The 16,388-nt window shown below is 49.4% G+C and carries 14 protein-coding genes, 1 other RNA gene and 1 other annotated feature; of the genes, 11 read left to right on the top strand and 4 right to left on the bottom strand.

What is annotated here, in order from left to right:
* Position 1: 1 nt before the first annotated feature.
* The 6 genes from KNO87_RS05535 (at position 2) to KNO87_RS05510 (ending at position 8,025) form a co-directional block, all read left to right on the top strand.
* Entirely contained in the window at positions 2–520 is a 519-nt protein-coding gene (locus KNO87_RS05535; protein ID WP_214702380.1) for an adenine phosphoribosyltransferase, read from the top strand.
* 189 nt (positions 521–709) lie between these two features.
* Positions 710–2,899, top strand: a complete 2,190-nt coding sequence (locus KNO87_RS05530) for a RelA/SpoT family protein (protein ID WP_074035181.1) — start codon at positions 710–712, stop codon at positions 2,897–2,899.
* A gap of 16 nt (positions 2,900–2,915) precedes the next feature.
* Complete coding sequence (gene dtd / locus KNO87_RS05525; protein ID WP_031421442.1) at positions 2,916–3,359, top strand: D-aminoacyl-tRNA deacylase; 444 nt, start codon at positions 2,916–2,918, stop codon at positions 3,357–3,359.
* A gap of 38 nt (positions 3,360–3,397) precedes the next feature.
* Positions 3,398–3,632, top strand: a binding site (T-box leader).
* A gap of 45 nt (positions 3,633–3,677) precedes the next feature.
* Positions 3,678–4,958: a histidine--tRNA ligase gene (gene hisS, locus KNO87_RS05520; RefSeq protein ID WP_214794588.1), complete on the top strand. Its 1,281-nt coding sequence runs from the start codon at positions 3,678–3,680 to the stop codon at positions 4,956–4,958.
* A complete protein-coding gene (gene aspS, locus KNO87_RS05515) occupies positions 4,955–6,727 on the top strand; it encodes an aspartate--tRNA ligase (RefSeq protein WP_214789275.1) in 1,773 nt (590 codons plus the stop codon). Before hisS ends, aspS begins: the two co-directional genes overlap by 4 nt.
* A gap of 170 nt (positions 6,728–6,897) precedes the next feature.
* Positions 6,898–8,025 carry a DUF1465 family protein gene (locus tag KNO87_RS05510; RefSeq protein ID WP_214794288.1) on the top strand — a complete coding sequence of 376 codons (1,128 nt, stop codon included), beginning with the start codon at positions 6,898–6,900 and terminating at the stop codon, positions 8,023–8,025.
* A 116-nt stretch (positions 8,026–8,141) separates the two neighbouring features.
* Here the strand turns inward: KNO87_RS05510 and KNO87_RS05505 are convergent, their stop codons facing one another.
* The gene (locus KNO87_RS05505) at positions 8,142–8,363 is read right to left on the bottom strand and encodes a hypothetical protein (RefSeq protein ID WP_214794286.1); all 222 of its coding nucleotides are present in this window, start codon (positions 8,361–8,363) and stop codon (positions 8,142–8,144) included.
* Complete coding sequence (locus tag KNO87_RS05500) at positions 8,336–8,686, bottom strand: iron-sulfur cluster biosynthesis family protein (RefSeq protein WP_214794284.1); 351 nt, start codon at positions 8,684–8,686, stop codon at positions 8,336–8,338. The genes KNO87_RS05505 and KNO87_RS05500 overlap by 28 nt, the downstream gene beginning before the upstream one ends.
* A 120-nt stretch (positions 8,687–8,806) precedes the next feature.
* Here KNO87_RS05500 and KNO87_RS05495 point away from each other — a divergent pair, with 120 nt between their 5' ends.
* Both KNO87_RS05495 and KNO87_RS05490 read left to right on the top strand, forming a co-directional pair.
* Positions 8,807–10,519 carry an ABC transporter ATP-binding protein gene (locus KNO87_RS05495; protein WP_214789269.1) on the top strand — a complete coding sequence of 571 codons (1,713 nt, stop codon included), beginning with the start codon at positions 8,807–8,809 and terminating at the stop codon, positions 10,517–10,519.
* A 99-nt stretch (positions 10,520–10,618) separates the two neighbouring features.
* Positions 10,619–11,659, top strand: a complete 1,041-nt coding sequence (locus KNO87_RS05490) for an alcohol dehydrogenase family protein (protein ID WP_214794282.1) — start codon at positions 10,619–10,621, stop codon at positions 11,657–11,659.
* A gap of 25 nt (positions 11,660–11,684) precedes the next feature.
* Here KNO87_RS05490 and KNO87_RS05485 read toward each other — a convergent pair whose 3' ends face one another.
* Complete coding sequence (locus KNO87_RS05485; RefSeq protein ID WP_214794280.1) at positions 11,685–12,338, bottom strand: YczE/YyaS/YitT family protein; 654 nt, start codon at positions 12,336–12,338, stop codon at positions 11,685–11,687.
* Positions 12,339–12,674: 336 nt separating this feature from the next.
* Between KNO87_RS05485 and KNO87_RS05480 the strand changes: the two genes are divergently transcribed.
* The 3 genes from KNO87_RS05480 (at position 12,675) to KNO87_RS05470 (ending at position 15,013) form a co-directional block, all read left to right on the top strand.
* Positions 12,675–13,889: a DASH family cryptochrome gene (locus KNO87_RS05480; RefSeq protein WP_214794278.1), complete on the top strand. Its 1,215-nt coding sequence runs from the start codon at positions 12,675–12,677 to the stop codon at positions 13,887–13,889.
* Between the two features lie 74 nt (positions 13,890–13,963).
* Positions 13,964–14,150, top strand: a non-coding RNA gene (gene ssrS, locus KNO87_RS05475) — 6S RNA.
* Positions 14,151–14,245: 95 nt separating this feature from the next.
* The gene (locus KNO87_RS05470) at positions 14,246–15,013 is read left to right on the top strand and encodes a tRNA threonylcarbamoyladenosine dehydratase (RefSeq protein WP_214687847.1); all 768 of its coding nucleotides are present in this window, start codon (positions 14,246–14,248) and stop codon (positions 15,011–15,013) included.
* 12 nt (positions 15,014–15,025) lie between these two features.
* On the opposite strand, the gene KNO87_RS05465 is transcribed toward KNO87_RS05470, so the two are convergent.
* Complete coding sequence (locus KNO87_RS05465; RefSeq protein ID WP_214789261.1) at positions 15,026–16,342, bottom strand: replication-associated recombination protein A; 1,317 nt, start codon at positions 16,340–16,342, stop codon at positions 15,026–15,028.
* Between the last annotated feature and the right edge of the window lie 46 nt (positions 16,343–16,388).

The raw sequence follows: 16,388 nt of genomic DNA, 5'->3' as shown, positions 1-16,388 counted from the left end.
AATGGATTTCAAACAGCATATTAAAGAAGTAGCAGATTATCCGAAAGAAGGAATCAGCTTCAAAGATATCACGTCACTTATGCAAGATGGCGAAGTCTACAAGAAATCAGTAGACGAGCTCGTCGCTTATGCACGTGAGCGTGGGGCAGAGTTGATTGCTGGACCAGAGGCGCGCGGATTTGTCGTCGGTTGCCCGGCAGCGTACGCACTCGAGCTCGGATTTGTACCAGTTCGTAAAGAAGGAAAGTTACCACGTGAGACAGTACGTGTATCATACGGTCTCGAGTACGGAACGGACATCTTAACGATGCACAAAGATTCAATCAAGCCGGGACAACAAGTCGTCATCTTGGATGACTTGCTCGCGACAGGTGGAACGATTGAAGCGACCATCAAAATGATTGAGCAGCTCGGTGGAGTTGTAGCAGGAATCGGGTTCTTGATTGAACTCGACGGACTCGGCGGACGTGAGCGTCTTGAAGGATATGACATCTTCTCACTCATCCGATACGAAGACTAATTTTTAAACGGGAAGCATATGCTTCCCGTTTTTGAATAGTTTTTGAGGAAAATAACCTACAACCTTTGACAGGTCGTCAGATTTTTTCGATAATGGTTATAAAAATTATAGAATCTTGAATATAAACTACTACCATGCTGCGACGAATCTGAGTCGATTGGAGCGGTAAGAAAAAGGGTGTCGAATGTTATGACCAAAAAACAAATCGTAAGTATTGAGGATCTTCTCGACGCGCTCGGGGAGTATATGGGTGACGACGATATTGCCGAAGTGAAACGCGCTTACGAATACGCAAAACTTCATCATACCGGTCAGTTCCGACGTTCGGGCGAGCCCTATATCCTCCATCCGGTCCAAGTGGCCGGCATTCTCGTTGATATCGGCTTAGATGCCACGACGATTATCGGAGCGCTCTTGCATGATGTCGTCGAAGATACGGATATTTCGTTACAGCAATTGACGGACGATTTTGGTCCGGACGTGGCCATGCTCGTCGACGGCGTCACGAAGCTTGGGAAAATCAAATATAAGTCGAAAAAAGAAGAACTCGCAGAGAACCATCGGAAGATGATTATCGCGATGGCGGAAGACGTGCGCGTCATCTTGATCAAGCTCGCGGACCGTCTCCACAACATGCGGACGCTTCAGCATATGCCGAAAGAAAAGCAAGTCCAAAAGGCAGAAGAGACGCTTGAAATCTTTGCGCCGCTCGCCCACCGCATGGGGATCTCGACGATCAAGTGGGAGCTCGAGGATATTTCGTTACGTTATATCAACCCGCAGCAATACTACAAGATCGTCTCGATGATGAAACAAAAACGAACGGAACGAGAAGCACTCGTCACCTCTGTCATCACGGAAGTGAACGGAGTCCTTGAAGAAGTGCATATCGATGCCGACGTAAACGGTCGACCGAAACATATCTATTCCATCTACAACAAGATGGTGAAGCATAAAAAAGAATTCAATGAAATTTATGATTTGATGGCGGTCCGCATTATCGTCGACTCGATTCGTGATTGTTATGCGGTACTCGGGATCATCCATACGCAATACAAGCCGATGCCAGGACGCTTCAAAGATTATATCGCCATGCCGAAACCGAACATGTATCAGTCGCTCCATACGACAGTGATTGGTCCGAAGGGTGAGCCGCTCGAAGTCCAGATTCGTACGAAAGACATGCACTTCATCGCCGAATTCGGGATTGCGGCACACTGGGCATATAAAGAAGGCAAAAACGTCTCGACGAACGGGTTCGACGAGAAGATTGCCCATCTTCGTGAGATTCTTGAGCTTCAAAAAGATACGACAGATGCCGAAGAGTTTATGGAGTCGCTTAAAGTCGACTTCTTTAGCGACATGCTCTACGTCTTTACACCAAAAGGGGACGTATTCGAGTTGCCGAAAGGCTCTGTCCCGATCGACTATGCCTACCGGATCCATACGGAAATCGGTCATCGAATGACTGGTGCAAAAGTGAACGGTCGGATGGTGCCGCTCGACTACAAACTCGAGACAGGTGACATCATTGAAATCATCACGTCGAAGCACAGTTATGGACCGAGCAAGGACTGGTTGAAACTCGCTGTTTCGAGTCAGGCGAAGAACAAGATTCGCCAATGGTTCAAACGTCAACAGCGTGAAGAGAACGTCGAGAAAGGGAAAGATCTCGTCGAGGCGGAAATCAAGAAACTTGGTTTTGAACCGAAAGAAGTGATCGATGAGCCTGCACTCAGTATCGTCGTCGAGAAATTCAACTTCGGGAACGAGGAAGAGATGTACGCCGCGGTCGGCTACCAAGGCATCACTGCCGCACAAGTCGCACATAAGTTGACGGAGAAGCAGCGGAAAGAACCGAAACTCGAGCTGTCTGAAGCGATCAGCGAATTGAAAGTCAGTCAGGCACCGAAGAAGAAAACGACGGAAGCGGGCGTGACGGTCAAAGGGATCGACAACATGCTCGTTCGAATGAGTCGTTGCTGTAACCCGGTACCGGGAGATGAGATCGTCGGATACATCACTCGTGGACGCGGCGTCTCGATTCACCGGAAAGACTGCTTGAACATCGTCAACGAACAACATCCCGAGCGTCTCCTCGACGTCGAATGGGAAGTCGGACAGGCGAAAGAGAAGAACTATAACGTCGATATCGAAATCACAGGATATGATCGTTCAGGTCTCTTGAACGACGTCCTTCAGGCGGTATCGGCGACGAATACGAATATCGTGGCCGTCAGCGGTCGTGGCGACCAAAACAAACAAGCCCGCATCTCGATGACGATCTCGATTCCGAACGTGAATCATTTGCAGAAAGTCGTCGAGCGCATCAAACAAATCTCAGACGTGTATTCGGTCAGCCGAGTCATGATGACGTGACGAAAGGAAGAGGAACGTGCGTGTATTATTGCAACGAGTGAAAGAAGCATCGGTCACAGTCGAGGAAGAAGTCGTCGGTGCAATCAACGCCGGATACTTGCTTCTCGTCGGCGTGACACATGAAGACACAGAAGAAGAAGTGAACTGGCTCGCCGACAAGGTGACCGGGCTTCGTGTCTTCGAAGACGATCAAGAAAAGATGAACTTATCGATTCAAGATGTATCCGGTCAAATCTTGTCGGTCTCTCAGTTCACATTGTATGGAGATACGATGAAAGGGCGACGACCTGCTTTCACAAAGGCAGCGAAACCGGACATGGCTGAAACGCTCTATGAAAAGTTTAACGAACGACTTCGGTCAAACGGACTCGTCGTCGAGACGGGACGCTTCGGGGCGATGATGGACGTCGCACTCGTCAATGACGGACCGGTCACACTCATGCTCGAAAAAAACGCTTGACAGATGCCGGCTTCATTCGGCATCATGAAGCATATAGTCAAACACCTACGATAAAGAAGAGTACGGTCAACCCACCAGCAAAGAGAGCGATGCCTTGGCTGAAAGCATCGACTGGATGATGACCCGAACGACACTTTGGAGGTGCTCCCTTGAAAACGAGTAGGGGGAGCCGTCTCATCGGGCGTTAACCGATTTCGAGTGGCAGAGTTTCAAGTAATGGCTCTGCAACGAGGGTGGTACCACGGGAAACTTACACAGGCTCTCGTCCCTTTGCGGACGAGGGCCTTTTTTGTATTTTTAAGGAGGGAAATAAGGATGATGAAAGCACCACGCGGTACACAAGACCTGCTTCCGGGCACGGTCGAGACGTGGCAATATGTCGAGGAAAAACTTCGCGACATGAGCGCACGTTACAACTATAAAGAGATCCGCACACCAATCTTTGAAACAACGAACTTGTTCACACGCAGTGTCGGGGAAACGACGGACATCGTACAAAAAGAGATGTTCACGCTCGTGAAGAAAGGCAAAGACGAGTACACGCTTCGCCCAGAAGGAACAGCATCTGTCGTTCGTGCGTTCGTGACGAACAAACTGTTCGGGAATCCGGACCAACCGACGAAGCTCTATTACATGGGACCGATGTTCCGCTATGAGCGTCCGCAAAAAGGTCGTTTCCGTCAGCTTCACCAATACGGTGTCGAAGCGATCGGCAGTAGCGACCCGGCCGTTGACGCTGAGGTCATCAGTCTCGCCTACTCGATTTACAAGTCATTTGGCCTTCAAAAAATCAAAGTCGTCGTCAACTCGCTTGGGGACGCGGAAAGCCGCAACGCCCACCGCGATGCGCTCATCCGTCACTTCGAGCCGGTGGCAGGCGAACTTTGCCAAGACTGCCAGTCACGCCTGTATAAGAACCCACTTCGCATCTTGGATTGTAAAGTCGACCGCGATCACCCGTCGATGAAGACGGCACCGTCGATCCTTGAATATTTGAATGAAGAGTCGAAAGCCTATTTCGATCAAGTGCTCGCTCAACTCGACGCACTCGGTGTCGCCTATGAAGTCGACCCGACGCTCGTCCGTGGGCTCGATTACTACACGCACACGGCGTTTGAAATCATGTCCGAGGCAGAAGGATTCGGCGCCATCACGACACTTTGTGGCGGCGGACGCTACAACGGTCTCGTACAGGATATCGGCGGACCGGACATGCCAGGAATCGGGTTTGGAATCGGATTGGAGCGCCTCATCCTCGCATTAGAGAATGAAGGAGTCTTACCTGAACTTGAGACAGGACTTGATGTCTTCATCGTTGCGCAAGGAGAGAAAGAAGTAGAATTAACGGCGACACGTCTGTTACAACTCCTTCGCATGGAAGGGTTCAAGGCAGACCGTGATTACCAAGGACGCAAGTTCAAAGGACAATTCAAACAGGCGGATCGCCTGAAAGCCAAGTTCACAGTCATCTTAGGGGATGACGAAGTCGAACGAGGTGCAGCCGCCTTGAAAGATATGACGACTGGTGAACAAGTCGACGTGCCACTTTCGGCCGTCGCAGACAAAATTCGTGAACTATCGGAAGGAGCAGGACAATGATCGGACGCACACATATGAACGGCCGCGTGACAGAGTCACTCATCGGCCAAGAAGTACAATTAAAAGGATGGGTACAAAAACGACGTGACCTCGGAGGACTCATCTTCATCGACCTTCGTGACCGCACAGGGATCGTCCAAGTCGTCGTTCGCCCAGAAAACGAAGCAGTCCACAAGCTTGCGGAGACGATTCGTAGCGAGTTCGTTCTCGACGTGAAAGGGACGGTTCTCGAGCGCGAGAACAAGAACCCGAACATGCCGACAGGAAACATCGAAGTCATCGCTTCAGAAATCAACATCTTGAACGCAGCGAAGATGACACCAATCCCAATCGGTGACGAAGCAGAAAACGTCTCAGAAGACCTTCGCCTCAAGTACCGTTACCTCGACCTTCGTCGTCCGGCGCTTCAAGAGACGTTCCGTCTCCGCTCGAAGACATCGAACACGATCCGTAACTTCTTGACGGAGCAAGAGTTCCTCGAAGTCGAGACACCAATTTTGACGAAGTCGACACCAGAAGGCGCACGTGACTATCTCGTCCCGAGCCGTGTCCACGGTGGTGAGTTCTACGCACTTCCGCAATCGCCACAGCTCTTCAAACAGTTGCTCATGGTTGCAGGATTTGACCGTTACTTCCAAATCGCGCGCTGCTTCCGTGACGAAGACCTTCGTGCAGACCGTCAGCCTGAATTCACACAAGTCGACATCGAGACGAGCTTCATGGACATCGAAGACTTGATGGCGATGATGGAATCGATGATGGGCCAAGTGATGGAATCGACACTCGGTCGTACGGACACACCAGCGAAGTTTGAGCGCATGACTCATGAAGAAGCGATGCGTCGTTTCGGTTCAGATAAACCGGACACACGTTTCGGTCTCGAACTCATCGACGTGGCAGACGCTGTGAAAGGTGCCGGCTTCAAAGTATTCGACGCCGCACTCGAATCAAATGGACAAGTCAAAGCAATCAACGTCAAAGGTGAGGCGGACAACTTCTCGCGTAAAGACATCGACAAGCTTCAAGAGTTCACGGCAGTTTACGGTGCGAAAGGTCTCGCATGGCTCAAAGTGACGGCGGAAGGCTTGAACGGCCCGATCGCGAAGTTCTTTGACGAAACGTATGCACAGAAGTTAATCGAAGCAACGAATGCAGAAGCGGGCGACCTTCTCCTCTTCGTCGCATCGAAACCAACTGTCGTCGCAGACAGCCTTGGCGCACTCCGCGTCAAACTTGGTCACGACCTCGGTCTCATCGACGAGTCGAAGTTCAACTTCCTTTGGGTGACGGACTTCCCACTCGTGACGTTTGAAGAAGAAGACGGTCGTTTCTACGCGAACCACCATCCGTTCACGATGCCAAACCGCGAAGACCTTCACCTTCTCGAGACGGATCCGGCAAGTGTACGCGCGATTGCGTATGACCTCGTCTTGAACGGTTACGAGCTCGGGGGCGGTTCACAGCGTATTTATGAGCGTGACATCCAGGAGCGCATGTTCAAATTGCTCGGCTTCACGCAAGAAGAAGCAGTTGAACAGTTCGGCTTCTTACTTGAAGCGTTCGAATACGGAACACCACCACACGCGGGGATCGCACTCGGTCTTGACCGTCTCGTCATGATTCTTGCAGGTCGTTCGAACCTTCGTGACACAATCGCCTTCCCGAAAACAGCTTCGGCAAGCGACTTGCTCACGCAAGCGCCGAGCCCGGTCGCGGACGCACAACTTGAAGAGTTGTCGATTCGTACGGCAGTAAAAGAGAAAAAGTAATAAGGTTCAGACAGGATTCGTCGTTCTCGGCGAATCCTTTTTTATATGTTTCTGACAATTTTGTATGAGGGTATGATACGATTATGGAATAAAATGTATTTTTGAAAGTAGGGGAAATGTTGAAGCGAATCAATACGTTGACATTAGGGGTATGTCTAGGAGTTGCAACGATGTTATCTGGGTGTACGGATGACACAGAAGCTGTACCAGAAGTTGAAGAGGTTGTTCAAGAGACGGAGACGAATACAGAAACGACACCGGATGCACCAGCAACATCCGAACCGAAGGAAACATCGGAACCAGCCATTCGTTTACAAAGTGCGGGAGAGAGCGAATCGATTGGGGAAGTCGAATCGTATGACTTATCCCTATTCTTTGCAGATCAAGCACCGATGATTGTACCAGAGCACATCACGGACAATCAGATTGTCTATACGGAGTTGATTGAAGAAAGTAGCAGTCAAATTAATGTGTACGATACGGAACATCATACAAATGACAATATCTATACGTCCTCGAAAACGATAGGGAATCTAGTCGGGATTCAAGATGAAGTATTTTGGATTGAGTATGCACCAGCGGAAGGGTATGCATATGAATGGTCGCTTTTTAAGATGTCATTGAGCGAACTAAAGCCTGAGCAATTAGCTGAAGGTGTTAGTCGATTTGAGACACCAGTTCCATATGTAACAGCTTCTGAAGATGCTGTCACGTGGGTCAATTATGAAGCGTCAGCATCGGATACGAAGACGACTGTCATGCAGTTCTCACCGATGTCAGATTCGATTCAAACGATTGAGGCATTCACGCTCCAAGAAGAGGGAAAGCGTGACGGGGAATATATTTTTGACTATCGCTCGGGTGAGGAAGCAATCATCCTACATAAAAGTATCTTTAACGAAGGGAACCTGACGAGCAGATTAATTACAACTGACGGGTCATTTGATGAAGAAGTCAGTGCACTGATTGATTTTGAACGAGGGAGCAAGTTTGTCTCACTTGGTATAGAAGGAAGAGTCGAATTTTTATCCACGACTCCGTCGCCTGTAAAATATACGTATAACGGTTCGCAGAAAAACATTACATTCGATGCGTTTCGTTATTTGCGTGACGATTACATTTTGTTCCGTGAAGGGATGAATCGATTGCTCATCGCAGATTTAAAAGAAGAGACCGTTTCGTATTTACCGAATGACGGTGGAACGTTATCCAAGCCAATTTTTAAAGATGGCAAAGTGGCATATGCTGAATTTGAAGGTGAGGGATTAGTTCGTTTCTATGTCATTGATGTAAAGTAATATAAAAAAAGAAATCGTTAGAACGATTTTTATGAAAGGAGGAGGTTCGCAGATGCGAACCTCCTTTCTTTTATATATAAAAAAGGAAGATTCGTCTATGAAAGACGATATCTCCCTTAATTCTTTTTTTCATCCCGTTGCATATACTTCGCTGTACGCTGCAACGCAAACCCGAACGCAAAGAGCGAAGCGATAACTGCGGACATCGTGTAAACCGAATCGGTGAACGCCAGATAGATTCCGAACAGTCCGAGTCCGAAGCTTAGGAGGAACCATAGCCACAGGATCGGATGTTCTCGTAACGCCTGTTTCATCGGCTCGGAACGTTCAGCTGGCAACCCGTGCCGTCTGTGACGAGTAGATTCGAATTGAACACTTGTCCGTCACTCTTCAAGACGAGCGTGCGACGGTCTTCGAGGAAGTCGATTTTCATCTGTTCATCTAAAAATACTTTCGTCCAGTTTTTGATTAAGATCGGACCGAGGTTCGAGTCAATCTCGACGTCTTCTGGAGTCTTCTCCGTGACATATCGAATCTCAAAGATTCCGCTGTTTCCACAGCCACAACCTTCCGTCTCATAGAAGAGGTGCATCTGTCCTTCACGTTCGCCTTTCAATGACTCGATTCGTTCGAGCGCACGTTCTGTAATGTGTACATTCATGTGTATCACTCCTTATTTTCATTATACGCCGATTGAAAAAAGAATGAAAAAGGGATGCATCCTGTTTTCCACCTTTCGGAAAAAAGCGTACACTTAGAGTGTTGAGAAGGGGGAGACAGGATGATTTCACGTTTTTTTAGTTATTATCGACCACATAAAAAGTTATTCATGCTCGATTTTTCATTCGCGATTCTCGTCGGACTGCTTGAACTCGGGTTTCCGCTCGCCGTTCAATGGTTCATCGATGACTTATTGCCAGGTGGGGAATGGAACTGGATTATCATCGTCAGCATCGGTCTATTGATCCTATACATATTGGCCATGATGATGCAGTACGTTGTCAACTACTGGGGACACAAGCTCGGGATTAACATCGAGACAGATATGCGGGAAGAGTTGTTCACGCATATTCATAAACAGTCGTTCCGATTCTTTGATAATCATAAGACCGGACATTTGATGAGTCGGGTCACGAACGACTTGTTCGATATCGGGGAAGTAGCGCACCACGGACCGGAAGACTTCTTTATCGCCATCATGACGTTACTCGGTGCGTTCGGGATTATGTTCTCGATCGACCCGGAACTCGCGCTCGTCACCGTTGTCGCTGTGCCGTTCCTGATTATCATGATCACATATGCGAATAAGAATATGAATAAGGCGTGGCAAAAAATGTACACGAACATCGGGGAAGTGAATGCGCGCGTCGAAGACAGCGTTTCTGGGGCACGTGTCGTCCAGTCATTTACGAATGAGGCGTTTGAAATCGGGCGTTTCCAAAAAGACAACAACTTCTATCGTGGCTCAAAAATTGAGGCGTATCGTGTCATGAGTACATCGCTCGCCGGAATTTACATCACGACGCGTCTGATGACACTACTCGTCCTCGTCTACGGGGCGTACTTAACGTATGAAGGGCAGTTGACATACGGACAGCTCGTCGGATTCATTTTGTATATGAACTTGCTCATCAAGCCGATTGAGAAGATTACGGCACTTCTAGAGATGTATCCGAAAGGGATGGCCGGGTTTAAACGATTCACGCAGTTGCTCGATGAAGAGCCAGACATCGAGAACCGTGCCGATGCCATCGAGGTCGAGACATTGAAAGGCGATATTACTTTTGACGACGTCTCCTTCGGTTATTCAGATTATCGCCAAGTGTTGACGGATATTGACTTGTCGATTGAGGCAGGAACGACCGTTGCCTTGGTCGGAACGAGTGGGGCAGGGAAGACGACCATCTGTTCACTCATCCCTCGCTTTTATGACGTGACAGAAGGTGCGATTTCGATTGACGGCATGGATATCCGTGACATGACGAAAGAGAGCCTACGTCGCCAAATCGGAATCGTTCAACAGGACGTCTTCTTATTTGCCGGTACCCTAAGGGAGAATATCGCTTACGGGAAGCTTGACGCGACCGATGCAGATATCATGCATGCAGTGGAGAAGGCGCATCTCGGCACACTTGTCGAGGAACTTGAACACGGTCTCGACACACAAATCGGTGAACGTGGACTGAAACTCTCTGGTGGACAGAAACAACGGATTGCCATCGCCCGCATGTTCTTGAAAAATCCGCCGATCTTGATTTTAGATGAGGCGACTTCGGCGCTCGACACGGAAACCGAGGCGATCATTCAAGATTCACTCAATGAACTGGCCGCGAATCGGACGACGCTCATCATCGCCCATCGCCTAGCGACGGTAAAAAATGCGGATCGCATTCTCGTCGTGACGGCAGAAGGAATTGTGGAAGATGGGACGCACGAAGAACTTAGCCAAAAAGGCGGCGTCTTCACGAACCTGTTACAACGCCAACAGCTCTAAACGGAAGGTCACCTCTAAAAGGTGGCCTTTCTGGCGTGATATGGGTGGTTCGTGGGTAAATACATATGGATGAACGAAAGAGAAGGAGGAAGATACACCATGAAAGCTGTACAAGTCGTAGGATATGGGGATGTCGATCAACTCCAAGTGGTTGATATCCCAAAACCGACACCGAAAACGGGAGAAGTACTGATTAAGGTGCGCGCCTGTGCCATCAACAATACAGAGATTTGGATGCGAGAAGGGGCGTACGGAACTGGAGAGAAGTCGGGTTGGCGTCCGGAGGGTGTCCAGTTCCCGCGTATTCCTGGTTCAGATATCACGGGAGAAGTTGTGGAGCTAGGGGACGGGGTCGACCAAGGGATGATGGGACGACACGTCGTCCTGTTCCCGTTCACCTCGAGCGGACCTGAACGGAAAGAACATTTATCGGACGATATGTCCTTTATCGGTTCAGAATATGACGGGGGTTATGCAGAATACGTGGCGTGGCCGGCCGAACTCTGTTTTGATATGCCACTCGATGATTTCGTCGAGAGTGCGGTCTTTTCCGTGAGCGGACTCACAGCGTGGCATATGAATGAGCAGTTACACATCCGTTCTGGTGAGACGATCGTCGTCACAGGTGCGAGTGGAGGTGTCGGCTCGCTCAACGTTCAGATTGCAGCGAACGTCTTCGGCGCGAAAGTATTCGCGATCGTCGGTGATTTGAAAAACAAGCAAGAATTGAAAGCGTTCGGGGCGACCGAAGTCTTTTCGTATCGGTCTGAGACGCTCGCCGATGACATCATCGCAGCAAACGGTGGACCGGTCGATGCCGTACTCGATGTCGTGGGGGATGCGCTATTTGATGTGTCTCTAAACATCTTGAAAAAAGGAGGGAAGTTCTGTATCTCTGGTTCGGCAGGAGGACAGACGACCCATCTCGATTTTCGGACACTGTATTTGAAACATATTGCGATGTACGGGTCTGTTCTCGGGACACGGCATGAGTTCGCGGAAATGTTGCGCTTGATTGCCGAAGGGAAGCTGAAACCGGTCATTGACCGGACGTTCCCGCTTGAAGAGGCACGTGAGGCACAGACGTATTTTAAACAATCGGGTAAGTTCGGAAAGATCGTCTTAATTCCGAACACATAAAAAGAGAGGGCAGCCCCTCTCTTTTTCATGCGAATTTTACTTTGAGACGATCGACGTAGGCGATGAACAGGCGGAACCGTTCTAGCCAAAACTGGAAGAACGGACCGATGAGGAAAATCGATAAGACGGTCCCGAAGAAGAGTGGTCCGCCGAGCATCCATCCGATGAGACAAGCGGTCAGTTCCATCCAGGTTCGCATGGCACGGACAGATGTGGCAAAACGGTCTGCTAAAGCAAGCGTCAATCCATCGCGTGGACCGGCACCGTACCCGACGGCGACATAGAGACCAGCGCCCATGCCCATCACAAATATGCCGAATGTGAGCCAAACGATATTTACAATCATCCCTTCGAAAACAGGGAGCCATTGCTCATTCAAAATCAAGTTCATGAACACCCCGACGAACACCGCGTTGACTAGAGTTCCGAACTGAGGACGGATGCGGTCGAGTATGTATTTAAATAGGACGAGTAAAAGACCGACACATAAAATCACCGTTCCGATTGAAATCGGAAGATGATGAGCGATTCCGATATGGAGGACGTCCCACGTGGAGACACCGAGGTTTGCGGTGATCATAATCGATGACCCGAGTGCGAGTAAGAACAACCCGGTCATGAAGAGACCCCATTTGAAGAGAATGCGTAAAAAGTGGATGGATCGGACGTGCACGAACATCGCCTCGTTTCAATGAAATGATTGGTATATCTTAGCACAATCGATTTAAAAACATAAAAAAAACGTCTCAGCATATTGGCTGAGACGCATGACTTATTTCTTCGGCGATTTCTTTGCTTTGTTCTTTTTATAGTAATCGTAGACGAACGGTGCGACCGCCGTCGCGATTTTAATCAATGTTCCCATTTTGCCTTTCTTAGCCATAATGCTGCACCCCTTTCTCTTCTAGATGAATATATTCCACACAATTTGATTTTAAAAACATGTCTTTAGCACATTCCGTTTTCGTGAACCGAGCGTCAACCCATCATACTAAGGAGTGGAGGAGGTCTAGTTATGAAAACAATCATTTGGTACCAAAACGATTTACGCGTGGATGATCATTTGCCGCTCGAGGAAGCGCTGCGATATGACGACCCGATTGAAGGTCATTTTTTCATCAGCCCAAAACAGCTCGTTGAAAATCGCTTTAGCGTCATTCCGCTCGGGAACGAACGACTCCATTTCCTGAAGGAGTCGCTAGAAGACGTGGCAGGTTCGTTAGACGCACTCGGGATCCCATTCTTTGTTCATGTCGGTCATCCGCTCGAGACGCTCGACCCGAGCGACCGTCTCTTGTTTCAACGAGCCGTCGGGTACAATGAGCGTCGACGTGAAGAAGAAGTGATGAAAAAATGGAAGGGGGAGTACGAGACGTTCGGTGGATTCACGTTATTTGAAGAGGACGATATCCCGTTTGAGAAAATGCCCTTTTTATTCACTGAGTTCCGGAAAGCCGTCGAATATGATGTTCGTCCTCGCGAGCTCGTCTCTCGAAAGGCGACTGCCGCCACGCGCGACGTGACGTTCCCTTTCCCGTTTCAAGAAATCGAGAAAGACCCGAGGACTGCGTTTCCGTTCAAAGGTGGCGAATTGGCTGCGAAGCGCCGATTGAATGACTATCTGTCCGTGCCGATTCGAACGTATAAAGAGACGCGGAACGGTTTTGGCGTCGATGACTCGACGAAGCTATCTGCCTATTTGGCGAACGGATCGCTATCACCACGACGGGTGTTCTTAGAACTCGAGGCACATGAACGAACACATGGGGTGAACGAATCGACGTATTGGCTCTATTTTGAACTGCTGTGGCGGGAATTCTTTCAATGGGTCGCGCTTGAACAAGGGAAACGTTTGTTTCGGACGCAAGGGATCCGGTCGAAGCGAAAAGACTGGCGAGTCGATGCGGATGTCATTGAAAAATGGAGACGGGGAGAGACGGGTGTCGATTTCGTAGATGCATTCATGCGCGAACTGAATGCGACGGGATGGATGTCCAATCGGGGACGACAAATCGTTGCCAATTATTTCGCCAAAGAGTTAGAGCAAGACTGGCGTTACGGGGCTGCCTACTTTGAATCGAAACTGATTGATTACGATGTCGCAAGCAATTACGGCAACTGGGCGTACCAAGCGGGTGTCGGAAACGACTCACGAAATCGACGTTTCAACATCGAGCGTCAACAGTTCACGTACGATCCAGATGGTGCGTTTCGTAACAGGTGGTTGTGACCAAACTGTCACGAGAAGTCGGTGTTTCTCATTGACTTCTTTTTACAGAAGCGCTATAGTTAAATCAACAGATGGGATACCTGAGGTGTACGAGAGCCGCCTTCGTTATTTTGAGCCAACACTTTGAATACGGGAGACCGAACTGCTAACCAGATCAACTGCCTCATCACGTGCAGGAGGACTTGTGAAGGAAACGCTAGGTCACCCACCTGCATACGCAGGTTCAAAAGCAAGGCATCGTCACGGCACTCCGGGCCCCATCGATTTTTTTGTAAATACGTCGCGAGACGTCTTTTTTTTGAATATAATTCCGAGTAAAATAGTATGAGAAAATAGAATTAGTTGGAGGAAGAAATATGTTACACCAGTTTTCACGAAATGAATTGGCCATCGGCTCTGAAGGCCTTGATGCTCTAAAGAATAAAACGGTCGCGATTTTAGGTGTCGGCGGCGTCGGCTCGTTTGCGGCAGAGGCACTTGCGCGCAGTGGCGTCGGACGTATCGTCCTCGTCGACAAAGATGACATCGACATCACGAACGTCAACCGTCAAATCCACGCATTATTGTCGACAGTCGGTCAACCGAAAGTCGAAGCGATGGGGAAACGTCTCCTCGACATCAACCCGGACTTAGACCTCGTCCAATTGAAGATGTTCTATACAGAAGAGACGTATGAAGAGTTCTTCGCTCAAAACATCGACTACGTCATCGATGCGTCAGACACGATCATCTATAAGATTCATTTAATCGTGGAATGTAAACGTCGCGGCATCCCGGTCATCTCGAGCATGGGGATGGCGAATAAGATGGATCCGACACGCATCAAAGTCGTCGACATTAAAGATACGTCATATGACCCGATTGCGAAGATGGTCCGCACACGTTTGCGTAAAGAAAAAATCTATAAAGGCGTCCCAGTCGTCTTCTCAGACGAATCTCCAATCGTGACACGCGAAGATGTGAACGAGGTCGTCGGGAAAAAAGACGCTCCGATTCGGAAAGCAAAGATGCCACCGAGCTCGAACGCATTCGTCCCATCGGTTGCAGGACTCGTCGCTGCGGGTTACGTCATCAATGACTTGCTCGAAAAAGCGGGCGTCGAAATCAACCGCATCCAAAAATAAAACGACGCTGGCTCATTTCGAGTCGCGTCGTTTTTCCCAATAATCGAGCCGTTTTTGAATTTGTTGCTCGAATCCACGTGGCGTCGGTTTATAGTAATTAGGTCGTTTTCTAGCCAAGTTTTCTGGCCAGTAGTTTTGAGGGACGAACCCGTCTTTTTCATCGTGCGGATATTTGTAACCGACCCCGTTTCCAAGTTCACGTGCTCCTGGACTGTGGGCGTCGCGCAAATGTACGGGCACAGGTCCACCCTCGACTGTACGGACGTGGTGAAGCGCCTTATCGATGGCGGTGATAACCGCATTCGATTTTGGAGCGGTCGCCAAGTACAGGACGGCTTCTGCGATCGGTATGCGAGCTTCTGGGAAACCGATGTACTCACTCGCTCGTGCTGCCGCATCGACGATCAGTAGCGCGTTCGGGTCGCTCATTCCGATATCCTCGGCAGCATGGACGTAAAGACGACGCATGATGAAGCGCGGTGACTCCCCAGCCTCAATCATGACAGCGAGCCAGTAAAGCGCCGCATCCGGGTCCGAACCGCGAATCGATTTGATGAACGCCGAGATCACGTCGTAGTGTCGGTCGCCTGTCTTATCGTACTTGATCGACTTTTGTTGAATCGACTCTTCCGCGACCTCGAGCGTGATGTGAATCTGTCCATCTATCTCTGGTGTTGTCAAGACGGCGAGTTCGAGTGCGTTCAATAGGACACGGTAGTCACCATCCGCCATTTTGATATAATGGTCTGCAGCAGCTTCATCCATCTTCACCGGATAGTTTCCGAGACCGCGTGAGTCGTGTAGCGCCCGTTCGAGAACAGTGCGTAATTCCTCGGCACCCGGTGGTTCAAGCCGAAAGACGGTCGCTCGTGACAAGAGGGCGGCGTTCACTTCAAAGCTCGGGTTTTCGGTCGTCGCTCCGATGAGGACGAGCTTGCCGGACTCCAGAGCAGGGAGGAGCGCGTCTTGCTGAAGCTTATTGAATCGATGGATCTCATCTAAAAAGAGAATTGTTCGTTCGTCCTCATAGTCAAACCGGGACTCGGCCTCACGAATGACGTTCCGCAATTCCTCGAGTTTGGCCGTGACGGCGTTCAATTGGACGAATGTCGCTTTCGTGTAATTCGAAATGACACGGGCGAGTGTCGTCTTCCCGGTTCCAGGTGGACCATAAAGAATAATCGTACCGAGTCGGTCGGCTTCGATGGCACGACGAAGTAGCTTGCCCTCGCCAACAATATGGCGCTGTCCGATGACGTCATCTAACGTTTCGGGGCGCATCCGGTTGGCGAGTGGTCCGCCATTCGATTGATGAAATAGATCAGGCATACGTAACCATTCCTTTCGACAAACGTTTGTTCGATTAGTATAACAG

It is taken from the genome of Exiguobacterium sp. s34 (genome assembly GCF_018617435.1).
Lineage (GTDB): Bacteria > Bacillota > Bacilli > Exiguobacteriales > Exiguobacteriaceae > Exiguobacterium > Exiguobacterium aestuarii.
This window is presented reverse-complemented; position numbering and strand designations above follow the sequence as displayed.